A 21,147-nucleotide genomic window follows, 5' to 3' on the forward strand; every position below is an offset into this window, starting at 1 on the left:
CGGGCGCCCGCTGCGGGCTACCCCCGCCCGAGCCGCTCGACGAGCGCGCGGGCGCTGCAGCCGAACGTCTCGCGCAGCACCGCACCGTCCGGCCCGAGGTCGAGCACCGCGTGCTCGGTGTAGAGCCGGGAGACGCAGGCGAGCCCGGTGAGCGGATAGGTGCACGACGGCACGAGCTTGGGTGTCCCGTCCTTGGCGAACAGGGTCATCATGACGAACACCTGCCGGGCCCCGGTCGCGAGGTCCATCGCACCGCCCACCGCCGGGATCGCGTCGGGTGCACCGGTGTGCCAGTTGGCGAGGTCTCCCCGGGCGGAGACCTGGAAGGCCCCGAGGACGCAGACGTCGAGATGACCGCCGCGCATCATCGCGAAGGAGTCCGCGTGGTGGAAGTAGGCGGCACCCGGCAGCTCGGTGACCGGGATCTTGCCGGCGTTCGTCAGGTCCGGGTCGATCTCGTCGCCCACGGCGGCCGGGCCCATGTTGAGCATGCCGTTCTCGGTGTGCAGGACGACACCGGAGTCCGCCGCGAGATGGTCGGCGACGAGGGTGGGCTGCCCGATCCCGAGGTTGACGAAGGACCCGGCCGGGATGTCGCGGGCCACCAGCGCCGCCATCGCGTGCTTGTCGAGCGGGCCGGGGGCCGTCATCGGGACGGCGTCCAGGTCGGCCGGGCCGGCCAGGACGCCGGCGACGAGGGACTGCGCGCTCACGACCCCACCTCCACGACCCGGTCGACGTAGATGCCCGGGGTGACGACCGCCTCCGGGTCGAGGGCGCCGACGTCGACCACCTCCCGGACCTGGGCGACGACGGTCGTCGCGGCGGTGGCCATCACGGGGCCGAAGTTGCGCGCGGTCTTGCGGTAGACGAGGTTGCCCATCCGGTCGGCGCGGTAGGCACCGACGAGCGCGACGTCGCCGTGCAACGGGTACTCCAGCACGTGGACACGCCCGTCGATCTCGCGGGTCTCCCTGCCCTCGGCGAGCGGCGTGCCCACGCCCGTCGGGCAGTAGAACGCGCCGATCCCCGCACCGGCGGCCCGCATCCGCTCGGCGAGCGTGCCCTGCGGCACGAGCTCGAGCTCGACGCGGCCCTGCCGGTAGAGGCCGTCGAAGACCCAGGAGTCGGACTGGCGCGGGAAGGAGCAGACCACCTTGCGGACCCGGCCGGCGGCGAGCAGCGCGGCCAGCCCGGTGTCCCCGTTGCCGGCGTTGTTCGAGACGACCGTGAGGTCGGTGGCGCCCTGCCGGATCAGCGCGTCGATGAGGGCGACCGGCATCCCGGCCATCCCGAACCCCCCGACGAGCACGGTCGAGCCGTCGCGGACGCCGGCGACCGCCTCGTCGGCGTCGGCGCAGACCAGGACGGTCATGCCGCGTCCTCGTTCTCCAGGACGACGGCGAGCGCCTGGCCGACGCCGATGCAGATCGCCGCGACGCCGTACCGTTCGCCGTCGGCGCGCAGCCGGGCCGCGAGGGTGGCGACGACCCGCCCGCCGGACGCTCCGAGCGGGTGGCCGATCGCGATCGCGCCGCCCTTGGCGTTGACCAGCTCCGGGTCGCGCAGGCCGTCCTTCAGCCAGGCGTCGACGCAGGCCAGCGACTGGACGGCGAAGGCCTCGTTGAGCTCGACCGCGCCGACCTGGGACCAGGTGACCCCGGCCCGGCGCAGCGCCGCACCCGCGGCCTCGATCGGGGCCAGGCCGAACAGGTTCGGGTCGTTCGCCGTGGCCCCGCGGCCCGCGACCCGGGCCAGCGGTGCGGTGCCGAGCCGGTCCGCGGCGGACGCCGTCCCGAGGACCAGGGCGCTGGCGCCGTCGTTGAGCGGCGACGCGTTGCCGGCGGTGATCGTGCCGTCGGGCCGGAAGGACGGCTTGAGTCCCGCGAGCTTCTCCGGGGTGGTGCCGTCGCGGATGCTCTCGTCGCGGGCGAGGTCGACCCCCGGCACCGGGACGACGAGGTCGTCGTAGAAGCCCTCCGCCCAGGCCTGCGCGGCGAGCCGGTGCGACCGGGCGGCGAACTCGTCCTGCTGCTGCCGGGTGATGCCGGTGCTCTGTGCGACCTGCTCGTTGCACTCCCCGAGCGACGCCGTCCACCCGGCCGGCATCCGCTCGTTGACGAGCCGCCAGCCGAGCGTCGTCGAGGCCCCGGTGACGTTGCCGGCGGGGAACGCCCGGTCCGGCTTGGGCAGCACCCACGGCGCCCGTGTCATCGACTCCACGCCGCCCGCGACGACGACCTCGGCGTCGCCGGTCTCGACCAGCCGGGAGGCCTGCAGCACGGCGTCCAGCGAGGAACCGCAGAGCCGGTTCACCGTCGTCGCGGGCACCGAGGTCGGCAGGCCGGCGAGCAGCACGGCCATCCGGCCGACGTTGCGGTTGTCCTCGCCCGCCTGGTTGGCGCAGCCCCACACGACCTCGTCGACCTCGGCGCGGTCGAGGGCGGGGACCCGGCGCAGCACGGCGTCGAGCGCGGTGGCGGCGAGGTCGTCCGGCCGGACGCCGGCCAGCGCCCCGCCGAAGCGGCCGAACGGCGTCCGGACGGCGGCGTAGAGGTAGGAGTCGGTCACAGGTGCGACGCTACGCGGCGGCACCGATATTCTCCAAGACCGGTATCACGTGCGATTGAGACCTACGAGGTATCTATGGAGCTGCGCCACCTGCGCTACTTCGCGATGGTCGCGCAGGAGCGTCACTTCGGCCGGGCCGCCGAGCGCCTGCACATGGCGCAGCCCCCGCTGTCCCAGCAGATCCGCGCCCTGGAGCGCGAGCTCGGGGTCGAGCTGCTGCGGCGGACGACCCGGCGGGTGGACCTGACGGCGGCCGGGTCGGCGTACCTGGAGCGGGTCCGTCGGGTGCTCGCCGACCTGGACGACGCCGCGCAGGAGGCCCGCCTGGTGGCCACGGGCAGCGTCGGGACGCTGACCGTCGGGTGCGTCGGCTCGGTCACCTACAGCCTGCTCCCCCGGCTCGCCCGTGGCCTGACGGCGGCGCTGCCCGGCGTCGAGTTCTCGTTCCGGGGCGAGATGCTCGTGCCGGACCAGCTCACGGCGCTGCGCTCGGGCGACATCGACCTCGCGCTGCTGCGCACGCCGGTCCACGAGCCCTCGGTCGTCGTCCTCCCGCTGCGTCAGGACCGGCTCGTCGTCGCCCTGCCGGCCGACCACGCCCTCGCCGCGCGGCGCCGGCTCGCCGTCCGGGACCTGCGCGACGTCGACCTGCTCGTCCACACCGGAGGTGGCGGTTCGGTGATGTTCGACCGGGTCGTGGGCCTGTGCCGGGACGCCGGCTTCGAGCCGCGGGTGCGGCACGAGGCGGCCGAGACGTCGACCCTGCTCACGCTGGTGTCGGGCGGGCTCGGCGTCGCCGTCGTCCCGGAACCGGCGACCACGCTCGGGCTACCAGGGGTGGTGCACCTGCCGCTGCGCGGGGCCGGGACCGTCGAGCTGGCCCTCGCGCGGCTGCGGGACCGCGCCGAGCCGCACCTGCTGCGGGCGGTGGACGCCGTCGTCGACCTGGTCGCCGGGGCAAGGCGGCCCGGCGCTGCGGTTACGACCGGCGGAGCACACTCCAAGATCGACATGCGCGTACCGCCGAACCGTGTCTAATCCTCCAAGGACCCGCGAGAGGACCGGACGCGTGACAGGACCCCGTCGGTGATCGAGCACGCGCTGTCCCGTGCCGGCACCGTGGGCGCGGACCTCCTCGAGGTGCCCTGGGAGCAGCATGCCCTGGGCCCGCCCGGACGCTGGCCGCACGCCCTCGCGAACGCCGTCCGCACCATGCTCTCCTCGCGGTTCTCCATGTGGATGGCGTGGGGCCCCGAGCTGACCTTCTTCTGCAACGACGCGTACCGGCGCGACACCCTCGGCTCGAAGTACCCCTGGGCCCTGGGCCGCAGCGCACGCGAGGTGTGGAAGGAGATCTGGCCCGACATCGGCCCGCGGATCGAGCACGTCGTGAGCACCGGTGAGGCCACGTGGGACGAGGACCTGCTGCTCTTCCTCGAGCGCAACGGGTACGTCGAGGAGAGCTACCACACGTTCTCGTACAGCCCTCTCGTGGACGACGAGGGCGCGGCGGCAGGGATGCTCTGCGTCGTCAGCGAGGAGACCGAGCGGGTCATCGGCGAGCGGCGGATGCGGACGCTGCGGGACCTGGGCACCGACCGGTCGGTCGTCCGCGAGGAGGCGGACGTCTTCACCTCCGCACGGGTTCATCTCGCGGCCAACCCGTGGTGCCTGCCCTTCACGGCGACGTACCTCTTCGACGCCGACGGCGACGCCCGCCTGGTGTCCGCGACGGGGACCGCGGCCGGCGACCCGGTCGCGCCGCGCGTCCTCCGGGCCACGGCGACGGATCCGGTCTGGCCGCTCGCGAGCGCGGCGGCGGGCCGGGAGTGCGTCGTCGACCTGCGGTCCCGCTTCCCCGACATCCCCTCGGGCGCGTGGCCGCAGCCGCCCGACCGGGCCGCCGTCCTGCCGCTCGGGCAGACCGCGACGGACGCCGTGAGCGGCTTCGTCGTCGTGGGCCTCAACCGGTACCGGCCGTACGACGAGGAGTACGCGGGCTTCCTGCGCCTCGTGGCCGGGCACCTCGGCACCGGGGTCGCCGCGGCGCGCGCCTACCAGGCCGAGCGGGCCCGCGCGGAGGCCCTCGCCGAGCTGGACCGCGCGAAGACGAGCTTCTTCACCAACGTCAGCCACGAGTTCCGGACCCCGCTGACGCTCCTGCTCGGCCCGGCCGAGGACGCGCTCGCCGACACCGCGCACCCGCTCGACGCGACGCAGCGCGAGCGGCTCGAGGTCATGCGCCGCAACGCCGTCCGGCTGCTCAAGCTCGTCAACATGCTCCTGGACTTCTCCCGGCTCGGGTCGGGGCGGATGGCGGCCCGCTACGAGCCGCTCGACCTGGGCGGCGCGACGCAGGAGCTCGCCGGGATGTTCCGGCCGGCGTTCGAGGCGGCCGGGCTGGACCTCGTCGTCGAGGTCGAGGGGGACACCGAGGTAGGCGCCGGGGCCGACGTGGTCGCCCACGTCGACCACGAGATGTGGTCGAAGATCGTCCTCAACCTGTTGTCCAACGCGCTCAAGCACACGTTCGCCGGCGGGGTCCGGGTCACGGTGTCGGGGGACGACCAGACGGTGGAGCTCGCCGTGGCCGACACCGGTATCGGCGTCGACGCCGACGAGCAGAAGCGCCTCTTCGAACGGTTCCACCGCGTCCTCGGGGCGCGCTCGCGCAGCCACGAGGGGTCGGGCATCGGGCTCGCCCTCGTCGCCGAGCTGGCGGAGCTGCACGGCGGGAGCGTCGGGGTGGAGAGCACCCCGGGCCAGGGCAGCACCTTCCGGGTCCGGGTCCGCCGCGGCACCGAGCACCTGCCTCCCGAGCAGGTCGTCCGGCCGGCCGGCCCGCCGCGGAGCGGCACCGCGGACCGGCAGGTGGAGGGTTTCCTCACCGAGGCGCTGCGCTGGTCGCAGGCCCCGGACGACCCGGCGCGGCACCGCGCGGCCGACCCGGACGCACCGCACGTGCTCGTCGTCGACGACAACGCCGACATGCGCGACTACCTGGTGTCGCTGCTGTCGCCGACGTACGACCTCACCGTCGCCGGTGACGGGCTCGCCGCCCTCGATCGCGTCCGCGAGCGCCGTCCCGACATCGTGGTCTCCGACGTCATGATGCCGGGGCTCGACGGTTTCGGCCTGCTCCAGAAGCTGCGCGGGGACGACGCGACCGCCGACATCCCGGTCATCCTGCTCTCCGCCCGGGCCGGCGACGAGGCGACCGTCGAGGGCCTCGACGCGGGGGCGGACGACTACCTCGTCAAACCGTTCTCCGCCCGTGAGCTGACGGCGCGGGTCCGGTCGAACCTCGAGCTGGACCGCAGCCGCCGCAACGCGGTCGAGCTCGAGCACAACCGGAGCCTCCTCGACCAGGCGCAACGGCTGGCCGCCGTCGGCAGCTGGGAGCTGGACCTCGCGACCGGCGCGCTGTCGGCGTGCGACGAGCTCGTCCGGCAGACCGGTCTGTCGGCCGCGGAGCTGAGCGAGCTCGGGCTCGAGGGCGCGCTGAGCCAGGTTATCCACCCCGAGGACTCCGGCCTCGTCCGCGCCGCACTGGCCAGGGCCGCACGGGGGGAGCCGCTCGACCTCCAGGTGCGGTTCGTGCGGCCGGACGGCGAGGTGCGCACCAACCGGGTGCTCGGCGAGCTCGTGGAGTCGGTGACCGGTGACCGGACCCGGTTGCGCGGCAGCTCGCAGGACGTCACCGAGCAGCTGAGGGCCGTCGAGCTGCAGGCCGCCGCCGCGGCCGCGCGGGAGGCGGCCGCCCGGGAGCACGAGATCGCCCGGGAGCTCCAGCTGAGCCTGCTGCCGGAGCGCTGGATCACCCCGGACCACCTGAGGATCGCGACGTTCTACCGGGCAGGTGTCGAGGGCGCTCACATCGGTGGTGACTGGTACGACGTCATCGAGCTGGGCGCCGGCCGGGCCGCGCTCGTCATCGGTGACGTCATGGGCCGGGGTGTCCGGGCGGCCGCGATCATGGCGCAGCTGCGGGCCTCGGCGCGCGCCTACGCCCGGCTGGACCTGCGGCCCGCGGACGTCCTCGAGCTGCTCGACGGCGTCGTCCGCGACCTCGGCGACGACCAGATCGTCACGTGCCTCTACGCCGTGTACGACCCGGGCGACCGGACCTTCACCTTCGCGAACGCCGGGCACCTGCCCCCGCTGCTCGTCAGCGGCGGCTCGCACGTCCGGCGCCTCGCCGACACCGCTGGGCAGCCGCTCGGCACCGGACCCTTCACGTTGGAGGAGGAGACCGTCCTGCTCACCGGTCCGGCGACGGTGGCGCTCTACACCGACGGTCTCGTCGAGCGCCGCGACAGCGACATCGACGCCGGCGTCGACGCGCTCGCCGCGGTGCTGGGACGCGCGGGCGTGGACGCCGTCACCCCGGACCAGCTCGTCGCGGAGCTGCTGCCGGACGGCGCGGACGACGACGTGGCGATCCTCCTCGCGGACTTCCTGGGCGAGTCCGCCGGCACGATGACGCACAGCTGGCCGGTGGCCGACGCAGCCGTTGCGGTCCAAGGGATCCGGCACGCCGTGGCCGACGTCCTCCGCCGCTGGTCGCTCCCGCCGGGGCGCGCGGACGACGTCCTGCTCGTCGTGACCGAGCTGACCACCAACGCGATCGTCCACGGGCGCCCGCCCGTCGAGCTGCGACTGCGCCACGACGGCCGACGGGTCGTCGTCGAGGTGCACGACGCGGCCGCCTACCTGCCGCGCAAGCAGCGGCCCACCACCGACGACGAGCACGGCCGCGGTCTCGTTCTCGTCTCCCGCGTCACCGAGCGGTGGGGCACCCGGCCGACGGACCGCGGCAAGGCCGTGTGGTGCGTGCTCCCGGTGGGCTGACGGCTCCGGTGGGCCGACGGCTCAGGGGTGTCGCGCGCGCCCGGCGCCCGCGGCCGCGCCGTGCCGCCGCACCACGACCGCACCGACCACTGCGGCGAGGACGACCGCCGCCTCCAGGGCCAGCACGAGGGTGCGGCGACGGCGCGCCTCCCGCGTCGCCGCCAGGTGGCGAGCACGCTGCGCCTCGGCGGGGCCCACCGGGAGGCCGCTGCCGGAGCCGGCGCGCGAGTACGCGATGCCGTAGTGCCGGTAGAGACGTTCCTCCTCCTCGACGGACACGTGCCGGTCGTCCTGGGCCTGCGGGGCGCCGGCGACGTCGACGCCCCGGACGACGACCCGCACGCGCGGGCCGGACTCCACGGCGTCGACGAGCGGCACGAGGACCGGTCGCCCGCGGACGTCGGCCGTCGCCCACTCCGGCAGGCCGGTGTCGTCGTCCGTGAAGATCGTGCGGCAGATCCCGATCTCCATGCCGTCACGGTCGACGAGGATCCGGCCGGCCCAGCCCTGCGCCGACCCCAGGTCGGGCAGGCCTGCCCGGCGTCCCTGCATCAGTCGTCCTCGTGCGGCGCCGACGTCTTGTGCAGCGCCGACGGCTTGTGCACCGCCTCGCCGCCCGACGTGTCGCTGCGCACCAGGTACTGCGGGTCGTCCGTCGACGCCCGCACGGTGCGGCCCGCCGCCTCGGTGTCCGACGTGATCTTCTTCTCGACCTCGCCCTCCGCCGTCCCGCCGTGGGACCGCCAGGTGACGTGGTCGCCCTTCTCCAGCTCGCTCATGACCTCCGGTTACCCAGCGGCGGGAGGGTGATGCGCGCGAAGAGCGTCCGCACGCCGGCGGGAGCTGCGGGACCCGGACCACCGGATCTTCGTCACACCGTCGCGTCGGGGAACCGATCGCCGCACCGCCCGGCGCGGGCTAACGTCGATGACGTGCCGGCGTCCGCCGCACCACGCACCCACCGCCCGGCCCGATTGCGAGCGCCGCCGATGTCCCTGCCCGTGCAGCGCCGGCCCGCGGCACCGCGCCGGCCGGAGCGCGCCGTCGCCGTCGTGCTGCTGTGCGGCGCTCTCGGCCTCGGCTACGTGACGCTGCAGACCCTGGCCCCGCCCCCGCAGGGCGCGTCCGCACCGGCCGCGGCGGCGCGCGTCACCGGCGACCGCGGCCCGGCCGCGGGGTGCGCGGCCGGCGACACGCCCGCACCGGCCGGCGACCTGCCCTCCTGCGAGCGGGTGGCCGCCGACCGGCTGTCCCGCGGGCCCGTCGACCCGGGGCGCGCGGCCGGCCTGCGGCGCGACCGGGCCCGCGTCGCCGCCCTGCTCGCCCCGCCGTACGGGCCGCCTCCGGAGCGCACCTCCGAGGACGTGCTGGTGACGCTGCGCGCCGCGGGGTTCCGGCAGTCGCAGGCCCGGACGGCACGCACCGACGACCCCGCCCCGGCAGGCTCTCTCGTCTACGCCGTGCAGGTCCCGGGCGGCTGCCTCGTCGGGTACCTCGCCGCCGGCGGCCCGGAGCCGGACGACGGCCCGACGGTCGTCGGGACCCTCCCGGACCGGCCCTGTCTGTCGCTCTGACCGCCGAGGGCCGATCACGGTGTATACGTTTGCAGGGTGACCGACAACGACTACGTCATCGATCCCGTGAAGGGGCCCCGCGTGGTCCCCACCCACGATCGGGCGCTCGCCCCTGTCCAGTCTCCCGAGACCGACGTCGACGGCTTCGTCGGTGCGTTCCTGCGTGAGCTCAACTTCGGTCAGGGTGTGTCGCTGGCCCGGGCCTCGGTCAACGACCAGCACCTGGCACTCGCCCGCACGGTGCGGCAGTACCTCATGGCCCGCTGGCTCGAGGCGATCGCCCAGCAGCGGAAGAACCCGGTCAAGGCGGTCGGGTACCTCTCGGCCGAGTACCTGCTCGGCCGGCAGCTCGACAACGCGCTGCTCGCGACCGGCCTGGTGGACGTCGTCGAGGAGGGCCTGGCCGCCTGCGGCCTGAGCCTGGACACGCTGCGCGACCAGGAGGTGGAGCCCGGGCTCGGCAACGGCGGCCTCGGCCGGCTCGCCGCCTGCTTCATCGACTCCCTCGCGACGATGAGCGTGCCGTGCATCGGCTACGGCATCCGGTACGAGTACGGCATCTTCCGGCAGACGTTCGTCGACGGGCGCCAGGTCGAGCAGCCGGACACCTGGCTGACCCTCGGCGGGCCGTGGGAGTTCCCGCACCCGGAGTCGTCGCAGCTCGTCAACTTCGCGGGCCACACCGAGACGTACGTGGACGAGGACGGGCAGGAGCGCACCCGCTGGGTGCCGGGCTGGAACGTCCTCGGCGTGCCCTACAACTACATGGTCCCCGGGTACCGCAACGGCCGGGTCAACACGCTGCGGCTGTGGAGCGCCCGCGCCACGAAGGCGTTCGACCTGGAGATCTTCAACGCCGGCGACTACGCCGAGGCGGTCCGCGCGCAGACGTTCGCGGAGAACATCTCCAAGGTGCTCTACCCCGAGGACTCCACGCCGCAGGGCAAGGAGCTGCGGCTGCAGCAGCAGTACTTCTTCGTCGCCTGCTCGCTGGCCGACTACTTGTTCGAGGTGCTGCACAGCACCTTCGACCCGGCCGCGCTGCCGGAGCGGATCATCTTCCAGCTCAACGACACCCACCCGGTGATCGCCGTCCCCGAGCTCATGCGCCTGCTCGTGGACGTCCTCAAGCAGCCGTGGGACAAGGCCTGGGACATCACCCGGCAGTGCTTCGCCTACACGTGCCACACGCTGCTGCCCGAGGCCCTCGAGGTGTGGCCCGTCGAGCTCATCGGCCGGCTGCTGCCGCGCCACCTGGAGATCATCGAGCGGATCAACGCCGAGTTCCTCGACGAGGTCCGCGCGGCGTTCCCGGGCGACGAGATGCGCGTGCGCCGGATGTCGATCATCTCCGACTACCCCGAGCGCGGCGTCCGGATGGCGTTCCTCGCCACCGTCGCGGCGACGAAGGTCAACGGTGTGGCGGCCCTGCACTCCGAGCTGCTGCGCGACAAGGTGCTCCCGGACTTCTCCGAGCTGTGGCCGGAGAAGTTCATCAACGTCACCAACGGCGTCACGCCCCGCCGTTTCGTCCGGCAGTCGAACCCGAGGCTGTCCGGGCTCATCACCGAGGCGGTCGGCGACGGCTGGGTCACCGACCTCGACCGGCTGCGCGGCCTCGAGCCGCTCGCCGACGACGCCGGCTTCCGGGCCCGCTTCCGGGAGGTGAAGCAGGCCAACAAGACCCGGCTGTTCGAGCTGCTGCAGCGTCGTGACGGGTACGACCTGCCCGAGGGCAGCATGCTCGACGTCATGGTCAAGCGGCTGCACGAGTACAAGCGTCAGTCGCTCAAGCTGCTGCACATCGTCACGCTGTACGAGGGGCTCGTCTCCGGCCGCGTCGACCCGGCGGACATCGTGCCGCGGACGTTCATCTTCGGCGCCAAGGCCGCCCCCGGCTACCGGATGGCGAAGGAGACGATCTACCTCATCAACTCGGTGGCGTCCGTGGTCAACGCCGACCCCCGGGCCAAGGGCGTGCTCACCGTCGCGTTCCCGGCGAACTACAACGTCACCCTCGCCGAGACCCTCATCCCGGCGGCGGACCTGTCGGAGCAGATCTCGCTCGCCGGCAAGGAGGCCTCGGGCACGGGCAACATGAAGTTCGCGCTCAACGGTGCCCTGACGATCGGCACGGACGACGGCGCGAACGTCGAGCTGCGCCAGCTCGTCGGCGACGACAACTTCTTCCTCTTCGGGATGCTCGAGCCCGAGGTCGCCGCGCTCGGCGAGCGGGGCTACGTGCCGAGCAGCTTCTACGAGGCGGACGACGACCTCAAGCGCGCCATCGACCTCATCTCGTCGGGCGCGTTCTCGGGCGGCGACCGCGGGGCCTTCGAGCCGCTCGTCTCCAACCTGCTCCACGAGGACCGTTTCATGGCCCTCGCGGACTACCGCGCCTACGTGGACGCGCAGGCGAAGGTCGACGCGGCCTACGGCGACCAGGAGGCCTGGAGCCGCTCGGCGATCCTCAACATCGCCCGGTGCGGGTTCTTCTCGTCCGACCGTTCCATGCGCGACTACATCGACCGGATCTGGCACACCGAGCCGGTGTGACGCACCGGCCGTCCCGGCCGGCACCGCCGCAGGCGGTGCCGGTCAGGACGTCGCGGCCCGCACGAGCTCGGCGACCTGCTTCTCGACGTCCGGGCTCCACGCCTTCAGCGCGTACGCCGTCGGCCACATGTCGCCGTCGTCGAGAGTCGCGGCGTCCTGGAAGCCCAGCGTGCAGTAGCGGTACTTGAACTTGCCGGCGTCCTGGAAGAACACGACGACCTTGCCGTCAGCGTTCGCGTAGGCGGGCATCCCGTACCAGGTCTTCGGCGACAGCCCGGGCGCCGCCTCGGTGACCGTCGCGTGCACCCGCTCGGCGAGCGCCCGGTCGTCCGGGGCCATCTTCGCGATGGCCTCGAGAACGGCCTCCAGGCCCTCGGCCTTCTTCGCGCCCTTCTTGCCCTCGGCACGCAGCTCGGCCGCGCGCTCCTTCATCGCGGCGCGCTCTGCCGCACTGAAACCGTCGGTCTTCCCTGCCATCGTCGACTCCCCTCGTGACGTCCGGCCGATGCCCTACCGGCCCTTCACGACGAGGCTAGGTGCGGGCCCCACGACAGGGCTTCTCGATTCCTGACCGGTTCGACGGGTCAGAGCGCGCGGGCGAGCCGGGCCGCGTCGAGCATGGCCGCGTGCACGTTGCGGCCTGCGACGGCGTCCCCGATCCGGAACAGCTGGTAGGTACCGCCGGGGTTGCGGACGGCGCTCTGCGCCCGGAGGGCGAGCAGGTCCTCGACGCGGACCTCGCCGTGGTTGCTCGAGCCGGGGACGAGCTCGTCGTAGAGGTCGGTGACCGCGACGGTGCCGACCTCGGCGACGACGGCGTCGACGAGCCGGGTCTCGGTGCGACTCGCCCCCTCGGCGCCGAGCGTGACGAGCAACCCGTCCGGCGCGCGCTCCACCGAGAGCAGCCGGCGCAGCACGGTCTGCCGGACGCCCCCCTCGGCGAGGGCGACGAAGTAGCCCGCCCCGACGAGCGCACCCACCTCGGGCGAGACCGTCCGCTCCGGCGTGACGAGCTCGACCTCGGCACCCGCACGCAGCAGCGCCTCGGTGACGTCGAGGGCCTGGGTGCCGCCGTGGTCGTCGTAGACGAGCACCCGGCCGGTGGGCCGCTTCGCCCCCGAGACGACGTCCCACCCGTCGAGGACGAGCTGCGCCCCCGGGACGTCGGGCCGCCCGGGCAGGCCGCCGGTGGCGACGACGACGACGTCGTACCCGCCGGCCGCGAGCGTGTCGGCCTCCGCGTAGGTGTCGAGGTGCACCTTGACGCCGAGCCGCTCCAGCTCCTGGGCACGCCAGTCGACGATCCCCTGCAGGTCGCGCCGGCGCGGCGACAGGGACGCCAGGGCGAGCTGGCCGCCGAGCGCGGAGTTCGCCTCGAAGAGGGTCACGTCGTGGCCGCGCTCACCGGCGACCCGGGCGGCCTCGAGCCCGGCGGGGCCGCCGCCGACGACCGCCACCCGGCGCGGCGCCGCCGCCGGGGCGACGACCTGCGGCACCTCGAGCTCGCGCCCGCTCGACGGGTTGTGGATGCAGAAGGCCGCACCGCTGGTGTAGATGCTGTCGATGCACATGTTCGCGCCGACGCAGGGCCGGATCCGGTCCTCCTGGCCGGTCGCGACCTTGAGCGGCAGGTACGGGTCGGCGAGCAGCGCACGCGTCATCCCGACGAGGTCGAGCAGACCCGCCTCGATCGCGTAGCGGGCGGTCGCGACGTCGGCGATCCGGGCCGCGTGCATGACGGGCACGGTGAGCTCACGCTTCATCCGGCCGGCGAACTCCAGGTGCGGCGAGGCGGGCGTCCCCATCGGAGGGATCATCCGGGACAGCGCCGTGTCGCTCTCGATCGAGCCCTTGACGAGGCTGATGAAGTCGATGCCGGCGGCGGCGATGTCGCGGCCGATCCGCAGCGCCTCCTGCGGGCCGACGCCGGGTGCGCGCTCCTCGTCGAAGCTGACCCGGGCACCGACGAGGAAGTCGTCGGGGACGGCGGCCCGGACGGCGCGGATCACCTCGAGCGGGTAGCGCATCCGGTTCTCGTAGGACCCGCCGTACTCGTCGTCGCGGTGGTTCCAGAACGGCGTCCAGAACGAGTCGAGGAAGTGCCCGTAGAGCATGAGCTCGATGCCGTCGAGCCCGGCCTCCCGGCAGGCCTGCGCGCCGCGGACGAAGTCGTCCTTGATCCGGTCGAGGTCCCACTGCTCCGCGGCCTTGGCGAAGGCGCGGTGGGCCGGTTCCCGGGTGGCGCTCGCGGACACCGCCGGGACCCAGTCGTGGGTGTAGTTGCTCGTCCGGTGGCCGAGGTGGGTCAGCTGGATCATGACGGCGGCGCCGTGCTCGTGGACCTCGTCGGCGAGGCGGCGCATCCAGGGGACGGACTCGTCCTTCCACACCTGCAGGTTGCCGAACGCCGGGGCGCTGTCCCGGCTGACGAGGGCACTGCCGCCGATCATGGTCAGCCCGACCCCGCCCCGGGCCTTCTCCACGTGGTACGCCCGGTAGCGGTCCTTGGGCAGACCGTCGTCGCTGTAGGCCGGCTCGTGCGAAGTGCTGACGATCCGGTTGCGCAGAGTCAGGCTCTTGAGACGGAAGGGGGTGAGCAGCGGGTCGGTCGCCACGAGCGCCTCCTGTGGGCCACAAGGCGTCGGGTCCGCGGCGCCTCCCCCACGATGCGGTGCGGCTCCCGCCCGGCGCGAGAGGGCACCGAGGATTCGGCCCGCTCGCGAGTCCCCGATGCATAAGTGCCTTACCCTCGACCAGTGCGCGCGCAGCGGAGGACAGGGCTGTCGCCGGCGCAGGTGAGGCTGCTGCGGCGGCTCGCCGAGGCGGACCCGGAACCAGCCGTCGCGCGGCGGGCCCGGGTGCTCCTCGGTGAGGAACCGGTCTCCCGGCAGACGGCGGCGAAGTGGTCCGCGCGGTTCGCCGCGCACGGCGCCGCCGGGCTGCGCGACCTGCCGCGGACCGGCCGGCCGCCGACGCACGGCGACGAGTCGGTGCGCAGCATCCTCGTCGCGCCGCTGCTCGCTCCGACGCCGCGGTGGACCTCGCACACCGTCGCCCGGCTCACCGGGCAGAGCCAGACGGCCGTCGTCCGCGCCTGGCGCCAGGCCTTCGAAGCAGGTGCGGCGCACCCGGGCGGATCGCTGCCCTCCGGCGGGCTCGCGCTCGTCGCGGCCCGCTGCGACTCCTCGAACAGTGTCCTCGTCCTCGCCGCGCACGCGACCGCCGTCCCACCGGAGAGCACCACGCCGTTCATGCGCTCGCCGCGGCGGCCGCCGCTGCAGGCGCTGCTCGCCGCCGACCTGCTCGCGAGGGCCCTCCCGCCGGACGCCGCCCCCACGCCGGACCCCGGGGCGGCGCCGGACCTGCCGGCGACCGTGCGTCGCCGGCTGGGTACCCGCACCCCGCTGTTCGTCCTCTCCCGCCGGCCGCTGCCCGCACCGGACCCCGTACCACCCGGGGTCGAGTACCTTCACCTCGCCCCGGACGACCCGTGGCAGGGCCTCCTGGAGACCCTCGTCCGCCGCTGCACCGCGACGCCGCAGCCGCACCTGGCCGCGCTGCAGCAGCGGCTCATGGCCTGGGCGCAGGGCGACGGCGGGCCGTTCGAATGGCTCGGGGACGGTGCCCCGGACCGGGCCGGACGCCCGACGACCCCGGGCGGAGAGCCGCGGCCGACCGGCCAGGTGGTCGCGGACGCCGTCCTCGCCTCGGTCCTCGAGCGGATCACCGCGGGCCGGCTCACGGCCGGCGACCGGATCACCGAGTCGTCCCTGTCCCGGGCCGTGCACGCCTCGCGCGGACACGTCCGCGAGGCGCTGCTCGTGCTGGCGTCCAACGGGCTCGTCGACCTGGAGCCGCGCCGCGGCGCCCTCGTGCCGGCGCCCCAGGTGGCCGACGTCGTCGAGACGTACGCCGTCCGGCGGGCCCTCGGCGCCCTGCTCGTCCGCCGTGCGGCGCAGTCGGCCCCCGGTTCGCTGGCCCCCGTCGAGCGTGCCCTTACGGCGCTCGTCACCGTCGCCGCGACCGGTGACGCGCGGGCCAGCGGTGAGGCGGACATCGGGTTCCAGGACGCCCTCGCCCTGAGCACCGGGATGCGCCGGGTGCCACGGATGTTCGTGGCCCTGTCGTCGCAGATCCGCCTCTTCACCGCCGTCATGGGCGTGCGCTACGCGTACTCCGTCCCGCAGATGGTCCGCGACGACACCCTCCTGCTCCATCACGTCACGGCGCGCGACGAGGCGTCGGCGCTCCAGACGTGGCACACGAAGATGGACGACGCCGTCGCGTACATGCTCACGCAGCTCGGGTCGCCGGGCCCGGCGCTGCGCCGGTAGCGACGGGCGCGAGCGGCACCGTCGCGGCGGTCAGGCCTCGGGCGCGACGGACAGCCCGGGGCGGGGCGCGGGCCGCGGGCGGGCCGGGAAGTCGTGGTCGAGGTCGCGCAGCTGCCGCTCGGCCTCGCGCTGCACGAGGACCGGCAGGTAGGTCCGGACCGTCGAGTCCGCGAACTCGTCGAAGATCCGGCGGACGAGCCGCTCGATGGTCCGGGGCCTGAAGAGCGGGTGACGCGCCGCCAGGTGCGCCACCAGGCGCCGCGCCTCGTGATCGACGTCCATTCGGCCTCCGGCGGCTCCACGACCCTTCAGCAGAGTCTAGGCACCCGTCGTTCACCTGCGAAGGTGCCGTCGTTGGCCGTCAGCACCCGGCAGTCCCGGTGAGCGCCGGGCCCCTCGTCGCCCGGTCGTCAGCCGGTCGTCAGCCGGCCGGGTCCGGCAGGATCTCGGCGAGGAGGCCCTCGACGTTGGCCCGGATCTGGTCGCGGATCGGGCGGACGGCGTCGATGCCCTGGCCGGCCGGGTCCTCGAGCGGCCAGTCGAGGTACCGGGTGCCGGGGTACCACGGGCACTCGTCGCCGCACCCCATGGTGATGACGACGTCGCTGGCCTGGACGGCCTCGCCGGTGAGGACCTTGGGCGTGGCGGCGGTGATGTCGATGCCGACCTCGGCCATCGCCTCCACCGCGACCGGGTTGACCCGGTCGCCGGGAGCGGTGCCGGCCGAGCGGACCTCGACGCGGTCGCCGGCGAGCGCGGTGAGCCAGCCGGCGGCCATCTGCGAGCGACCGGCGTTGTGGATGCAGACGAACAGGACGGACGGCCTGTCGCCCTTCGTGGCGCGCTCCGCGGGGGCGGGGGTGCTGTCGGTGGTCACGTGGTGCTCCTTCGAGGTCCGGGCCGGGGTCAGCTGCTGTGGTGCGGGACGACGGCGTCGTCCGCGGTCTGCCCGACGTCCGGGTAGAGGGCGCGGACGAGGGCGATCCCGACGCCGCCGCCGACGACCTGGACGGCGACGAACGGCAGCACGGACGACGGGGCGATGCCGGCGAACGTGTCGGAGAAGACCCGGCCGACCGTCACGGCCGGGTTGGCGAACGACGTCGACGAGGTGAACCAGTACGCCGACCCGATGTACGCACCGACGGCCGCTGCGGACAGCGGCGCGCGCCCGGTGCGGGCGAGGGCGAAGATCAGCGCGACGAGACCGGCGGTCGCGACGACCTCACCGACGAGCACTCCGCCGCTGACCCGCTCGTGGGTGGCGATCTGGGCGGCGTCGAGGCCGTACATGATGTTGGCGAGCACCGCGCCCGCGATCGCCCCGACGACCTGCGCGACCGTGTACGCGAGGACGTCCGCCCCCGGCAGCCCGGCACCGGTCCGCCGGCCGAGCAGCCAGTCCGCCGCGGACACCACGGGGTTGAAGTGGGCGCCGGACACCGGCCCGAAGAGCAGGATCAGCACGGCGAGCCCGAACACGGTCGCGGTGCTGTTCTCGAGCAGCTGCAGCCCCACGTCGTCCGGCGAGAGCTGCTGGGCCGCGATCCCGGACCCGACGACCACCGTCACGAGCAGGGCCGTGCCGACGCACTCGGCGAGGAGCCGGCGGGCCAGGTCGGGGCCAGGGTTGACATCTGCCATGCCTCGATCATAGTTGAGTCAATACAGTTGGAGGCAAGATGGCTGGACGCAGCACCGGACGGCGGGACGCACCGCCCCTCGCGGACCGGTCGCAGCGGCTGCTCGCGCGCGCGGCGCGGTTCGCCGCGGTGGGCGAACCGGTCCGGCTGGCGATCGTGGAGCACCTCGCGCTCGGCGACGCGGCACCGAGCGAGCTGGGCGCACTGGTCGACCTGCCGAGCAACCTCCTCGCGCACCACCTCAAGGTCCTCGAGGAGGCGGGCGTCGTCCGGCGCATCCGGTCCGAGGGCGACCGGCGCCGCTCGTACGTCCGGCTGCGCCTGGAGGACCCGGCCGTCGCCGCCCTGGTCGCCCCGCACCTCGCGGACGCCGGCGGTCGGCTCGGCGAACCGGGAAGCGCCGCCCGCGTGGTGTTCGTCTGCACGCACAACTCCGCCCGCTCCCAGCTCGCCGCGGCGGCGTGGGAGCAGGTCAGCGACCTGCCGGTCGCGTCCGCCGGGACGCACCCGGCGGCGAGGGTGCACCCGCGGGCGGTGTCGACCGCACGCCGGCACGGGCTGCGCCTCGCCGGCCGGCGGCCGCAGCCGCTCGACGCGACGGCCCGGCACGGCGACCTGCTCGTCGCCGTGTGCGACAACGCCTACGAGGACCTCGGCCCGGCGCCCGACCGGCCCGGCGCCCGGCTGCACTGGTCGGTCCCCGACCCGGTGCGCGTCGACACCGACGCGGCCTTCGAGACCGCCTACGACGACATCGACCGCCGGGTCCGGCACCTCGCCGAGACCCTGGGCAGACAGGAGCACCCGGCATGACCGTCCCCGACACCGAGCGGCCCTCCTGGGCAAGCCTCCCGCTGGAGCAGACGGTGGCGCTGCGCGCCGCGGCCGGCCGTCTCGCCGACGACTTCACGGGCGTCTTCGGCACCGAGACCATCGAGCGGTTCCTGCACTCCTCGTTCGACCAGTTCGCCGGGCGCGCGACGGTCCCGCAGTTCCTGCCGCTCATCGCCGAGCGCTTCGCCCGGCAGCGGCTGCGCGCCCTCGCGAAGATCGAGGGCCTGCACGACGACGGCAAGCCGACGGTGCTGTTCCTCTGCGTGCACAACGCGGGCCGCTCCCAGATGGCCATGGGGTTCTTCACCCACCTCGCCGGGGACGGCGCCGTCGCCTGGTCCGGCGGCTCCGAGCCGGGCACCCAGGTCAACCCGGTCGCCGTCGAGGCCATGCGCGAGCGCGGTATCGACATCTCCGCGGAGTTCCCCAAGCCGTGGACCGACGAGACCGTCCGCGCCGCCGACGTCGTCATCACCATGGGCTGCGGCGACGCCTGCCCGATCTTCCCCGGCAAGCGCTACGAGGAGTGGACCCTCGACGACCCGGCCGGCCGCGCGATCGACGACGTGCGGGCGGTCCGGGACGACATCGAGCGCCGGGTCCGGCGGCTGCTCGCGGAGCTCGAGGTGCCGGTCCGTGCCTGACCGGCCGAGCATCACGGCGGAGCACGACGTGGTGCGCGCCCGGCCGCGCGTGCTGTTCGTGTGCGTCAAGAACGGCGGCAAGTCACAGATGGCCGAGGCGCTGATGCGTCACGTCGCGGGTGACGGCGTCGATGCGGCCTCGGCTGGGACCCGGGCCGGTACGGCGGTGAACACGCTGTCCGCCGACTCCCTGCTCGAGCTGGGGATCGACATCCGCGGGAACACCCCGCGACAGCTCACGGCCGACCTGGTGGACGCGAGCGACCTGGTGGTCGTCCTCGGTCAGGACGCCGAGGTCGACCCGGGGCGGGGGACCCCGGTCGAGCGATGGGAGACCGACGAACCGTCGGAGCGCGGCATCGAGGGGATCGAGCGCATGCGGCTGGTCCGCGACGACATCCTCGACCGGGTCGCCGCGCTCAACGAGCGGCTCACACCGTCGGGGCCGAACGGGCCGTAGGCGGTGACCCTGCCCGCGCCGGGGCCGGGGCGCGCCGCCCTGCCGCGGCGTCCACGGCCGCCCGGCACAGGTGGCACCGCACCGTGCGGGTCACCGGCCCGACGGCGACCGTCCGGTTCATCGCCGCCGCCCGGGAGAGCCGGCGCGGGGTGACCTCGGCGTGCTCGATGCAGAGAGCGACCCCGCAGTCGACGCACACGGCGACCGCGGGGGTGTCCTCGGCGCGGGCGGCGCACTCGTAGCAGTTCACGGCGTCCCCGCCCCGGCAGTCGCGGCTGCGGCGACGGGACCCCCGCGGGGGAAGAAGCGCCGCGCGGCGAGCGCGACGTAGACGAGCCCGACGAGCACGGGCACCTCGATGAGGGGGCCGACGACACCGGCCAGAGCCTGTCCCGACGTGGCCCCGAACACACCGATGGCGACGGCGATGGCGAGCTCGAAGTCGTTGCTCGCGGCCGAGAAGGCGAGCGCCGCGGCGCGCGGGTAGGTGAGGTGCAGCCGGTACGCGAGGGCGAACGTGCCGAACCACATGACGGCGAAGTAGACCAGCAGCGGCAGCGCGATCCGGACGACGTCCAGGGGTCGCCCGGTGATGGTGTCGCCCTGCAGCGCGAACAGGACGGTCACGGTGAAGAGGAGGCCCCACAGCGCGACCGGGGAGATCGCCGGCAGGAAACGGGTCTCGTACCAGTCGCGTCCCCGCAGGCGTTCGCCGAGCACCCGGCTGAGGTAGCCGGCCACGAGCGGGATCCCGAGGAAGATCGCGACGATGACGGCGATCTCGCCGAGGGAGACGTGCAGCGAGGTCGTGCCGAGACCCAGCCAGCCGGGCAGGGTCTGCAGGTAGAAGTAGCCGAGGGCGGCGTAGGCGAGGACCTGGAAGACGGCGTTGAGGGCGACCAGGACGGCGGCCGCTTCCCGGTCGCCGCCGGCGAGGTCGGTCCAGATCAGGACCATGGCGATGCAACGGGCCAGACCGACGAGGATCACGCCCGTGCGGTAGGCGGGCTGGTCGGGGAGGAACAGCCAGGCGAGGGCGAACATGACCGCGGGGCCGACGACCCAGTTGAGGACGAGCGACGACACCATCATCCGGCGGTCGGCGGTGACGACGCCGATCTCGCCGTACCGGACCTTGGCGAGGACCGGGTACATCATGAGCAGCAGACCGAGTGCGATCGGCAGCGACGTCTGGCCGACCTTCAGGGCGTCGAGCGCGTCGTCGAGCCCGGTGAACGCCCTGCCCAGCAGCAGTCCGGCGACCATCGCGGCGCCGATCCAGACGGGCAGGTAGCGGTCCCGGCGGGTCAGGGCGGCGACGACCTGGGGTCTCGCTTCAAGCGGCGTTGCAGCGTCCATCCTCGAAGCGTGACCCCGTGCCGACGGCGCGCGGTACGACGAACGTCCCGTCCGCGGCCGGGTCGCGGCCCGCAGGAGCAGGCCTACGCGGCGTACGGGTCCTCGGTCGCACCGAACCGGTGCCAGCAGGTCCGCACGCACCCGCAGGTGCCGCCGCGCGGTCGGCGGCCCTGGTCCGGGCCGGGCCCGGCGGCAGCCGAGGGGTCGGGCGGCGGGGGCTGGGTCGTGTCCACACCCCGACGGTGCACGGCCGGGATGACCGCCGGGGCACGGCGACGTCTCGCCCGGGTGAACACTCGCGGTGCCGCGTCCTGTCCACGC

20 protein-coding genes are annotated in these 21,147 nt (G+C 74.2%); 8 read left to right on the forward strand and 12 right to left on the reverse strand.

Going from position 1 to position 21,147, the window contains the following annotated elements:
• Positions 1-17 precede the first annotated feature (17 nt).
• Genes ECOMGDLI_RS23485 through ECOMGDLI_RS23495 form a run of 3 tightly spaced genes read right to left on the reverse strand, consistent with a single transcriptional unit; the run spans position 18 to position 2,571 of the window.
• Positions 18-650 (reverse strand): 3-oxoacid CoA-transferase subunit B, encoded by a 633-nt coding sequence (locus ECOMGDLI_RS23485; RefSeq protein WP_088319311.1) that lies wholly within the window; start codon positions 648-650, stop codon positions 18-20.
• 59 nt (positions 651-709) lie between these two features.
• Positions 710-1,375, reverse strand: coding sequence for a 3-oxoacid CoA-transferase subunit A (locus ECOMGDLI_RS23490; RefSeq protein WP_088319264.1), 666 nt, complete (start codon positions 1,373-1,375; stop codon positions 710-712).
• Positions 1,372-2,571 carry a thiolase family protein gene (locus tag ECOMGDLI_RS23495; protein ID WP_088319265.1) on the reverse strand — a complete coding sequence of 400 codons (1,200 nt, stop codon included), beginning with the start codon at positions 2,569-2,571 and terminating at the stop codon, positions 1,372-1,374. The genes ECOMGDLI_RS23490 and ECOMGDLI_RS23495 overlap by 4 nt, the downstream gene beginning before the upstream one ends.
• A gap of 75 nt (positions 2,572-2,646) precedes the next feature.
• Here ECOMGDLI_RS23495 and ECOMGDLI_RS23500 point away from each other — a divergent pair, with 75 nt between their 5' ends.
• Both ECOMGDLI_RS23500 and ECOMGDLI_RS23505 read left to right on the forward strand, forming a co-directional pair.
• Positions 2,647-3,609 carry a LysR family transcriptional regulator gene (locus ECOMGDLI_RS23500; protein WP_088319266.1) on the forward strand — a complete coding sequence of 321 codons (963 nt, stop codon included), beginning with the start codon at positions 2,647-2,649 and terminating at the stop codon, positions 3,607-3,609.
• 48 nt (positions 3,610-3,657) lie between these two features.
• Complete coding sequence (locus ECOMGDLI_RS23505; RefSeq protein ID WP_088319267.1) at positions 3,658-7,422, forward strand: SpoIIE family protein phosphatase; 3,765 nt, start codon at positions 3,658-3,660, stop codon at positions 7,420-7,422.
• Positions 7,423-7,443: 21 nt separating this feature from the next.
• On the opposite strand, the gene ECOMGDLI_RS23510 is transcribed toward ECOMGDLI_RS23505, so the two are convergent.
• On the reverse strand, positions 7,444-7,974 hold the full coding sequence (locus ECOMGDLI_RS23510; protein ID WP_088319268.1) for a hypothetical protein: 531 nt from the start codon (positions 7,972-7,974) through the stop codon (positions 7,444-7,446).
• Positions 7,974-8,201 carry a DUF2945 domain-containing protein gene (locus ECOMGDLI_RS23515; RefSeq protein WP_088319269.1) on the reverse strand — a complete coding sequence of 76 codons (228 nt, stop codon included), beginning with the start codon at positions 8,199-8,201 and terminating at the stop codon, positions 7,974-7,976. Before ECOMGDLI_RS23515 ends, ECOMGDLI_RS23510 begins: the two co-directional genes overlap by 1 nt.
• Before the next feature lie 210 nt (positions 8,202-8,411).
• Here ECOMGDLI_RS23515 and ECOMGDLI_RS23520 point away from each other — a divergent pair, with 210 nt between their 5' ends.
• Positions 8,412-8,996 (forward strand): hypothetical protein, encoded by a 585-nt coding sequence (locus ECOMGDLI_RS23520; RefSeq protein ID WP_088319270.1) that lies wholly within the window; start codon positions 8,412-8,414, stop codon positions 8,994-8,996.
• Positions 8,997-9,077: 81 nt separating this feature from the next.
• The gene (locus ECOMGDLI_RS23525) at positions 9,078-11,552 is read left to right on the forward strand and encodes a glycogen/starch/alpha-glucan phosphorylase (protein WP_088319312.1); all 2,475 of its coding nucleotides are present in this window, start codon (positions 9,078-9,080) and stop codon (positions 11,550-11,552) included.
• Positions 11,553-11,594: 42 nt separating this feature from the next.
• On the opposite strand, the gene ECOMGDLI_RS23530 is transcribed toward ECOMGDLI_RS23525, so the two are convergent.
• Together ECOMGDLI_RS23530 and ECOMGDLI_RS23535 are read right to left on the reverse strand one after the other, a co-directional pair.
• A complete protein-coding gene (locus ECOMGDLI_RS23530; protein WP_088319271.1) occupies positions 11,595-12,029 on the reverse strand; it encodes an iron chaperone in 435 nt (144 codons plus the stop codon).
• A gap of 107 nt (positions 12,030-12,136) precedes the next feature.
• Entirely contained in the window at positions 12,137-14,167 is a 2,031-nt protein-coding gene (locus ECOMGDLI_RS23535; protein WP_088319272.1) for an FAD-dependent oxidoreductase, read from the reverse strand.
• A 141-nt stretch (positions 14,168-14,308) separates the two neighbouring features.
• On the opposite strand from ECOMGDLI_RS23535, the gene ECOMGDLI_RS36960 reads away from it, so the two are divergent.
• A complete protein-coding gene (locus ECOMGDLI_RS36960) occupies positions 14,309-15,886 on the forward strand; it encodes a GntR family transcriptional regulator (protein WP_143447877.1) in 1,578 nt (525 codons plus the stop codon).
• Positions 15,887-15,916: 30 nt separating this feature from the next.
• Here ECOMGDLI_RS36960 and ECOMGDLI_RS23545 read toward each other — a convergent pair whose 3' ends face one another.
• The 3 genes from ECOMGDLI_RS23545 to ECOMGDLI_RS23555 form a co-directional block, all read right to left on the reverse strand.
• Positions 15,917-16,168 (reverse strand): three-helix bundle dimerization domain-containing protein, encoded by a 252-nt coding sequence (locus tag ECOMGDLI_RS23545; protein ID WP_088319274.1) that lies wholly within the window; start codon positions 16,166-16,168, stop codon positions 15,917-15,919.
• Between the two features lie 139 nt (positions 16,169-16,307).
• Complete coding sequence (locus tag ECOMGDLI_RS23550) at positions 16,308-16,664, reverse strand: arsenate reductase ArsC (RefSeq protein ID WP_088319313.1); 357 nt, start codon at positions 16,662-16,664, stop codon at positions 16,308-16,310.
• 128 nt (positions 16,665-16,792) lie between these two features.
• A complete protein-coding gene (locus ECOMGDLI_RS23555) occupies positions 16,793-17,530 on the reverse strand; it encodes an MIP/aquaporin family protein (RefSeq protein ID WP_088319275.1) in 738 nt (245 codons plus the stop codon).
• 38 nt (positions 17,531-17,568) lie between these two features.
• Between ECOMGDLI_RS23555 and ECOMGDLI_RS23560 the strand changes: the two genes are divergently transcribed.
• Genes ECOMGDLI_RS23560 through ECOMGDLI_RS23570 form a run of 3 tightly spaced genes read left to right on the forward strand, consistent with a single transcriptional unit; the run spans position 17,569 to position 19,467 of the window.
• Entirely contained in the window at positions 17,569-18,342 is a 774-nt protein-coding gene (locus ECOMGDLI_RS23560) for a helix-turn-helix domain-containing protein (RefSeq protein WP_088319276.1), read from the forward strand.
• The gene (locus ECOMGDLI_RS23565) at positions 18,339-19,007 is read left to right on the forward strand and encodes an arsenate reductase ArsC (protein WP_088319277.1); all 669 of its coding nucleotides are present in this window, start codon (positions 18,339-18,341) and stop codon (positions 19,005-19,007) included. Before ECOMGDLI_RS23560 ends, ECOMGDLI_RS23565 begins: the two co-directional genes overlap by 4 nt.
• Complete coding sequence (locus ECOMGDLI_RS23570) at positions 19,000-19,467, forward strand: low molecular weight phosphatase family protein (RefSeq protein ID WP_233153602.1); 468 nt, start codon at positions 19,000-19,002, stop codon at positions 19,465-19,467. Before ECOMGDLI_RS23565 ends, ECOMGDLI_RS23570 begins: the two co-directional genes overlap by 8 nt.
• Here ECOMGDLI_RS23570 and ECOMGDLI_RS23575 read toward each other — a convergent pair.
• Complete coding sequence (locus ECOMGDLI_RS23575; RefSeq protein ID WP_088319278.1) at positions 19,439-19,717, reverse strand: DUF2180 family protein; 279 nt, start codon at positions 19,715-19,717, stop codon at positions 19,439-19,441. The two genes, ECOMGDLI_RS23570 and ECOMGDLI_RS23575, sit on opposite strands and share 29 nt — an antisense overlap.
• The gene (gene arsB / locus ECOMGDLI_RS23580) at positions 19,714-20,826 is read right to left on the reverse strand and encodes an ACR3 family arsenite efflux transporter (RefSeq protein ID WP_088319279.1); all 1,113 of its coding nucleotides are present in this window, start codon (positions 20,824-20,826) and stop codon (positions 19,714-19,716) included. The genes ECOMGDLI_RS23575 and arsB overlap by 4 nt, the downstream gene beginning before the upstream one ends.
• Positions 20,827-21,147: the final 321 nt, after the last annotated feature.

The sequence above is a fragment of the Kineosporia sp. R_H_3 genome, from assembly GCF_002198675.1.
Lineage (GTDB): Bacteria > Actinomycetota > Actinomycetes > Actinomycetales > Kineosporiaceae > R-H-3.

Bases quoted from the DNA above. Each gene is read 5' to 3' on its own strand.
- ECOMGDLI_RS23510 (WP_088319268.1), bottom strand. From the start codon at position 7,974: ATGCAGGGACGCCGGGCAGGCCTGCCCGACCTGGGGTCGGCGCAGGGC.
- ECOMGDLI_RS23560 (WP_088319276.1), top strand. From the start codon at position 17,569: ATGGCTGGACGCAGCACCGGACGGCGGGACGCACCGCCCCTCGCGGAC.
- ECOMGDLI_RS23500 (WP_088319266.1), top strand. From the start codon at position 2,647: ATGGAGCTGCGCCACCTGCGCTACTTCGCGATGGTCGCGCAGGAGCGT.
- ECOMGDLI_RS23515 (WP_088319269.1), bottom strand. From the start codon at position 8,201: ATGAGCGAGCTGGAGAAGGGCGACCACGTCACCTGGCGGTCCCACGGC.
- ECOMGDLI_RS23530 (WP_088319271.1), bottom strand. From the start codon at position 12,029: ATGGCAGGGAAGACCGACGGTTTCAGTGCGGCAGAGCGCGCCGCGATG.
- ECOMGDLI_RS23545 (WP_088319274.1), bottom strand. From the start codon at position 16,168: ATGGACGTCGATCACGAGGCGCGGCGCCTGGTGGCGCACCTGGCGGCG.
- ECOMGDLI_RS23490 (WP_088319264.1), bottom strand. From the start codon at position 1,375: ATGACCGTCCTGGTCTGCGCCGACGCCGACGAGGCGGTCGCCGGCGTC.
- ECOMGDLI_RS23485 (WP_088319311.1), bottom strand. From the start codon at position 650: ATGACGGCCCCCGGCCCGCTCGACAAGCACGCGATGGCGGCGCTGGTG.
- ECOMGDLI_RS23550 (WP_088319313.1), bottom strand. From the start codon at position 16,664: ATGGCCGCCGGCTGGCTCACCGCGCTCGCCGGCGACCGCGTCGAGGTC.
- ECOMGDLI_RS23520 (WP_088319270.1), top strand. From the start codon at position 8,412: ATGTCCCTGCCCGTGCAGCGCCGGCCCGCGGCACCGCGCCGGCCGGAG.
- ECOMGDLI_RS23555 (WP_088319275.1), bottom strand. From the start codon at position 17,530: ATGGCAGATGTCAACCCTGGCCCCGACCTGGCCCGCCGGCTCCTCGCC.
- ECOMGDLI_RS23565 (WP_088319277.1), top strand. From the start codon at position 18,339: ATGACCGTCCCCGACACCGAGCGGCCCTCCTGGGCAAGCCTCCCGCTG.
- arsB (WP_088319279.1), bottom strand. From the start codon at position 20,826: ATGGACGCTGCAACGCCGCTTGAAGCGAGACCCCAGGTCGTCGCCGCC.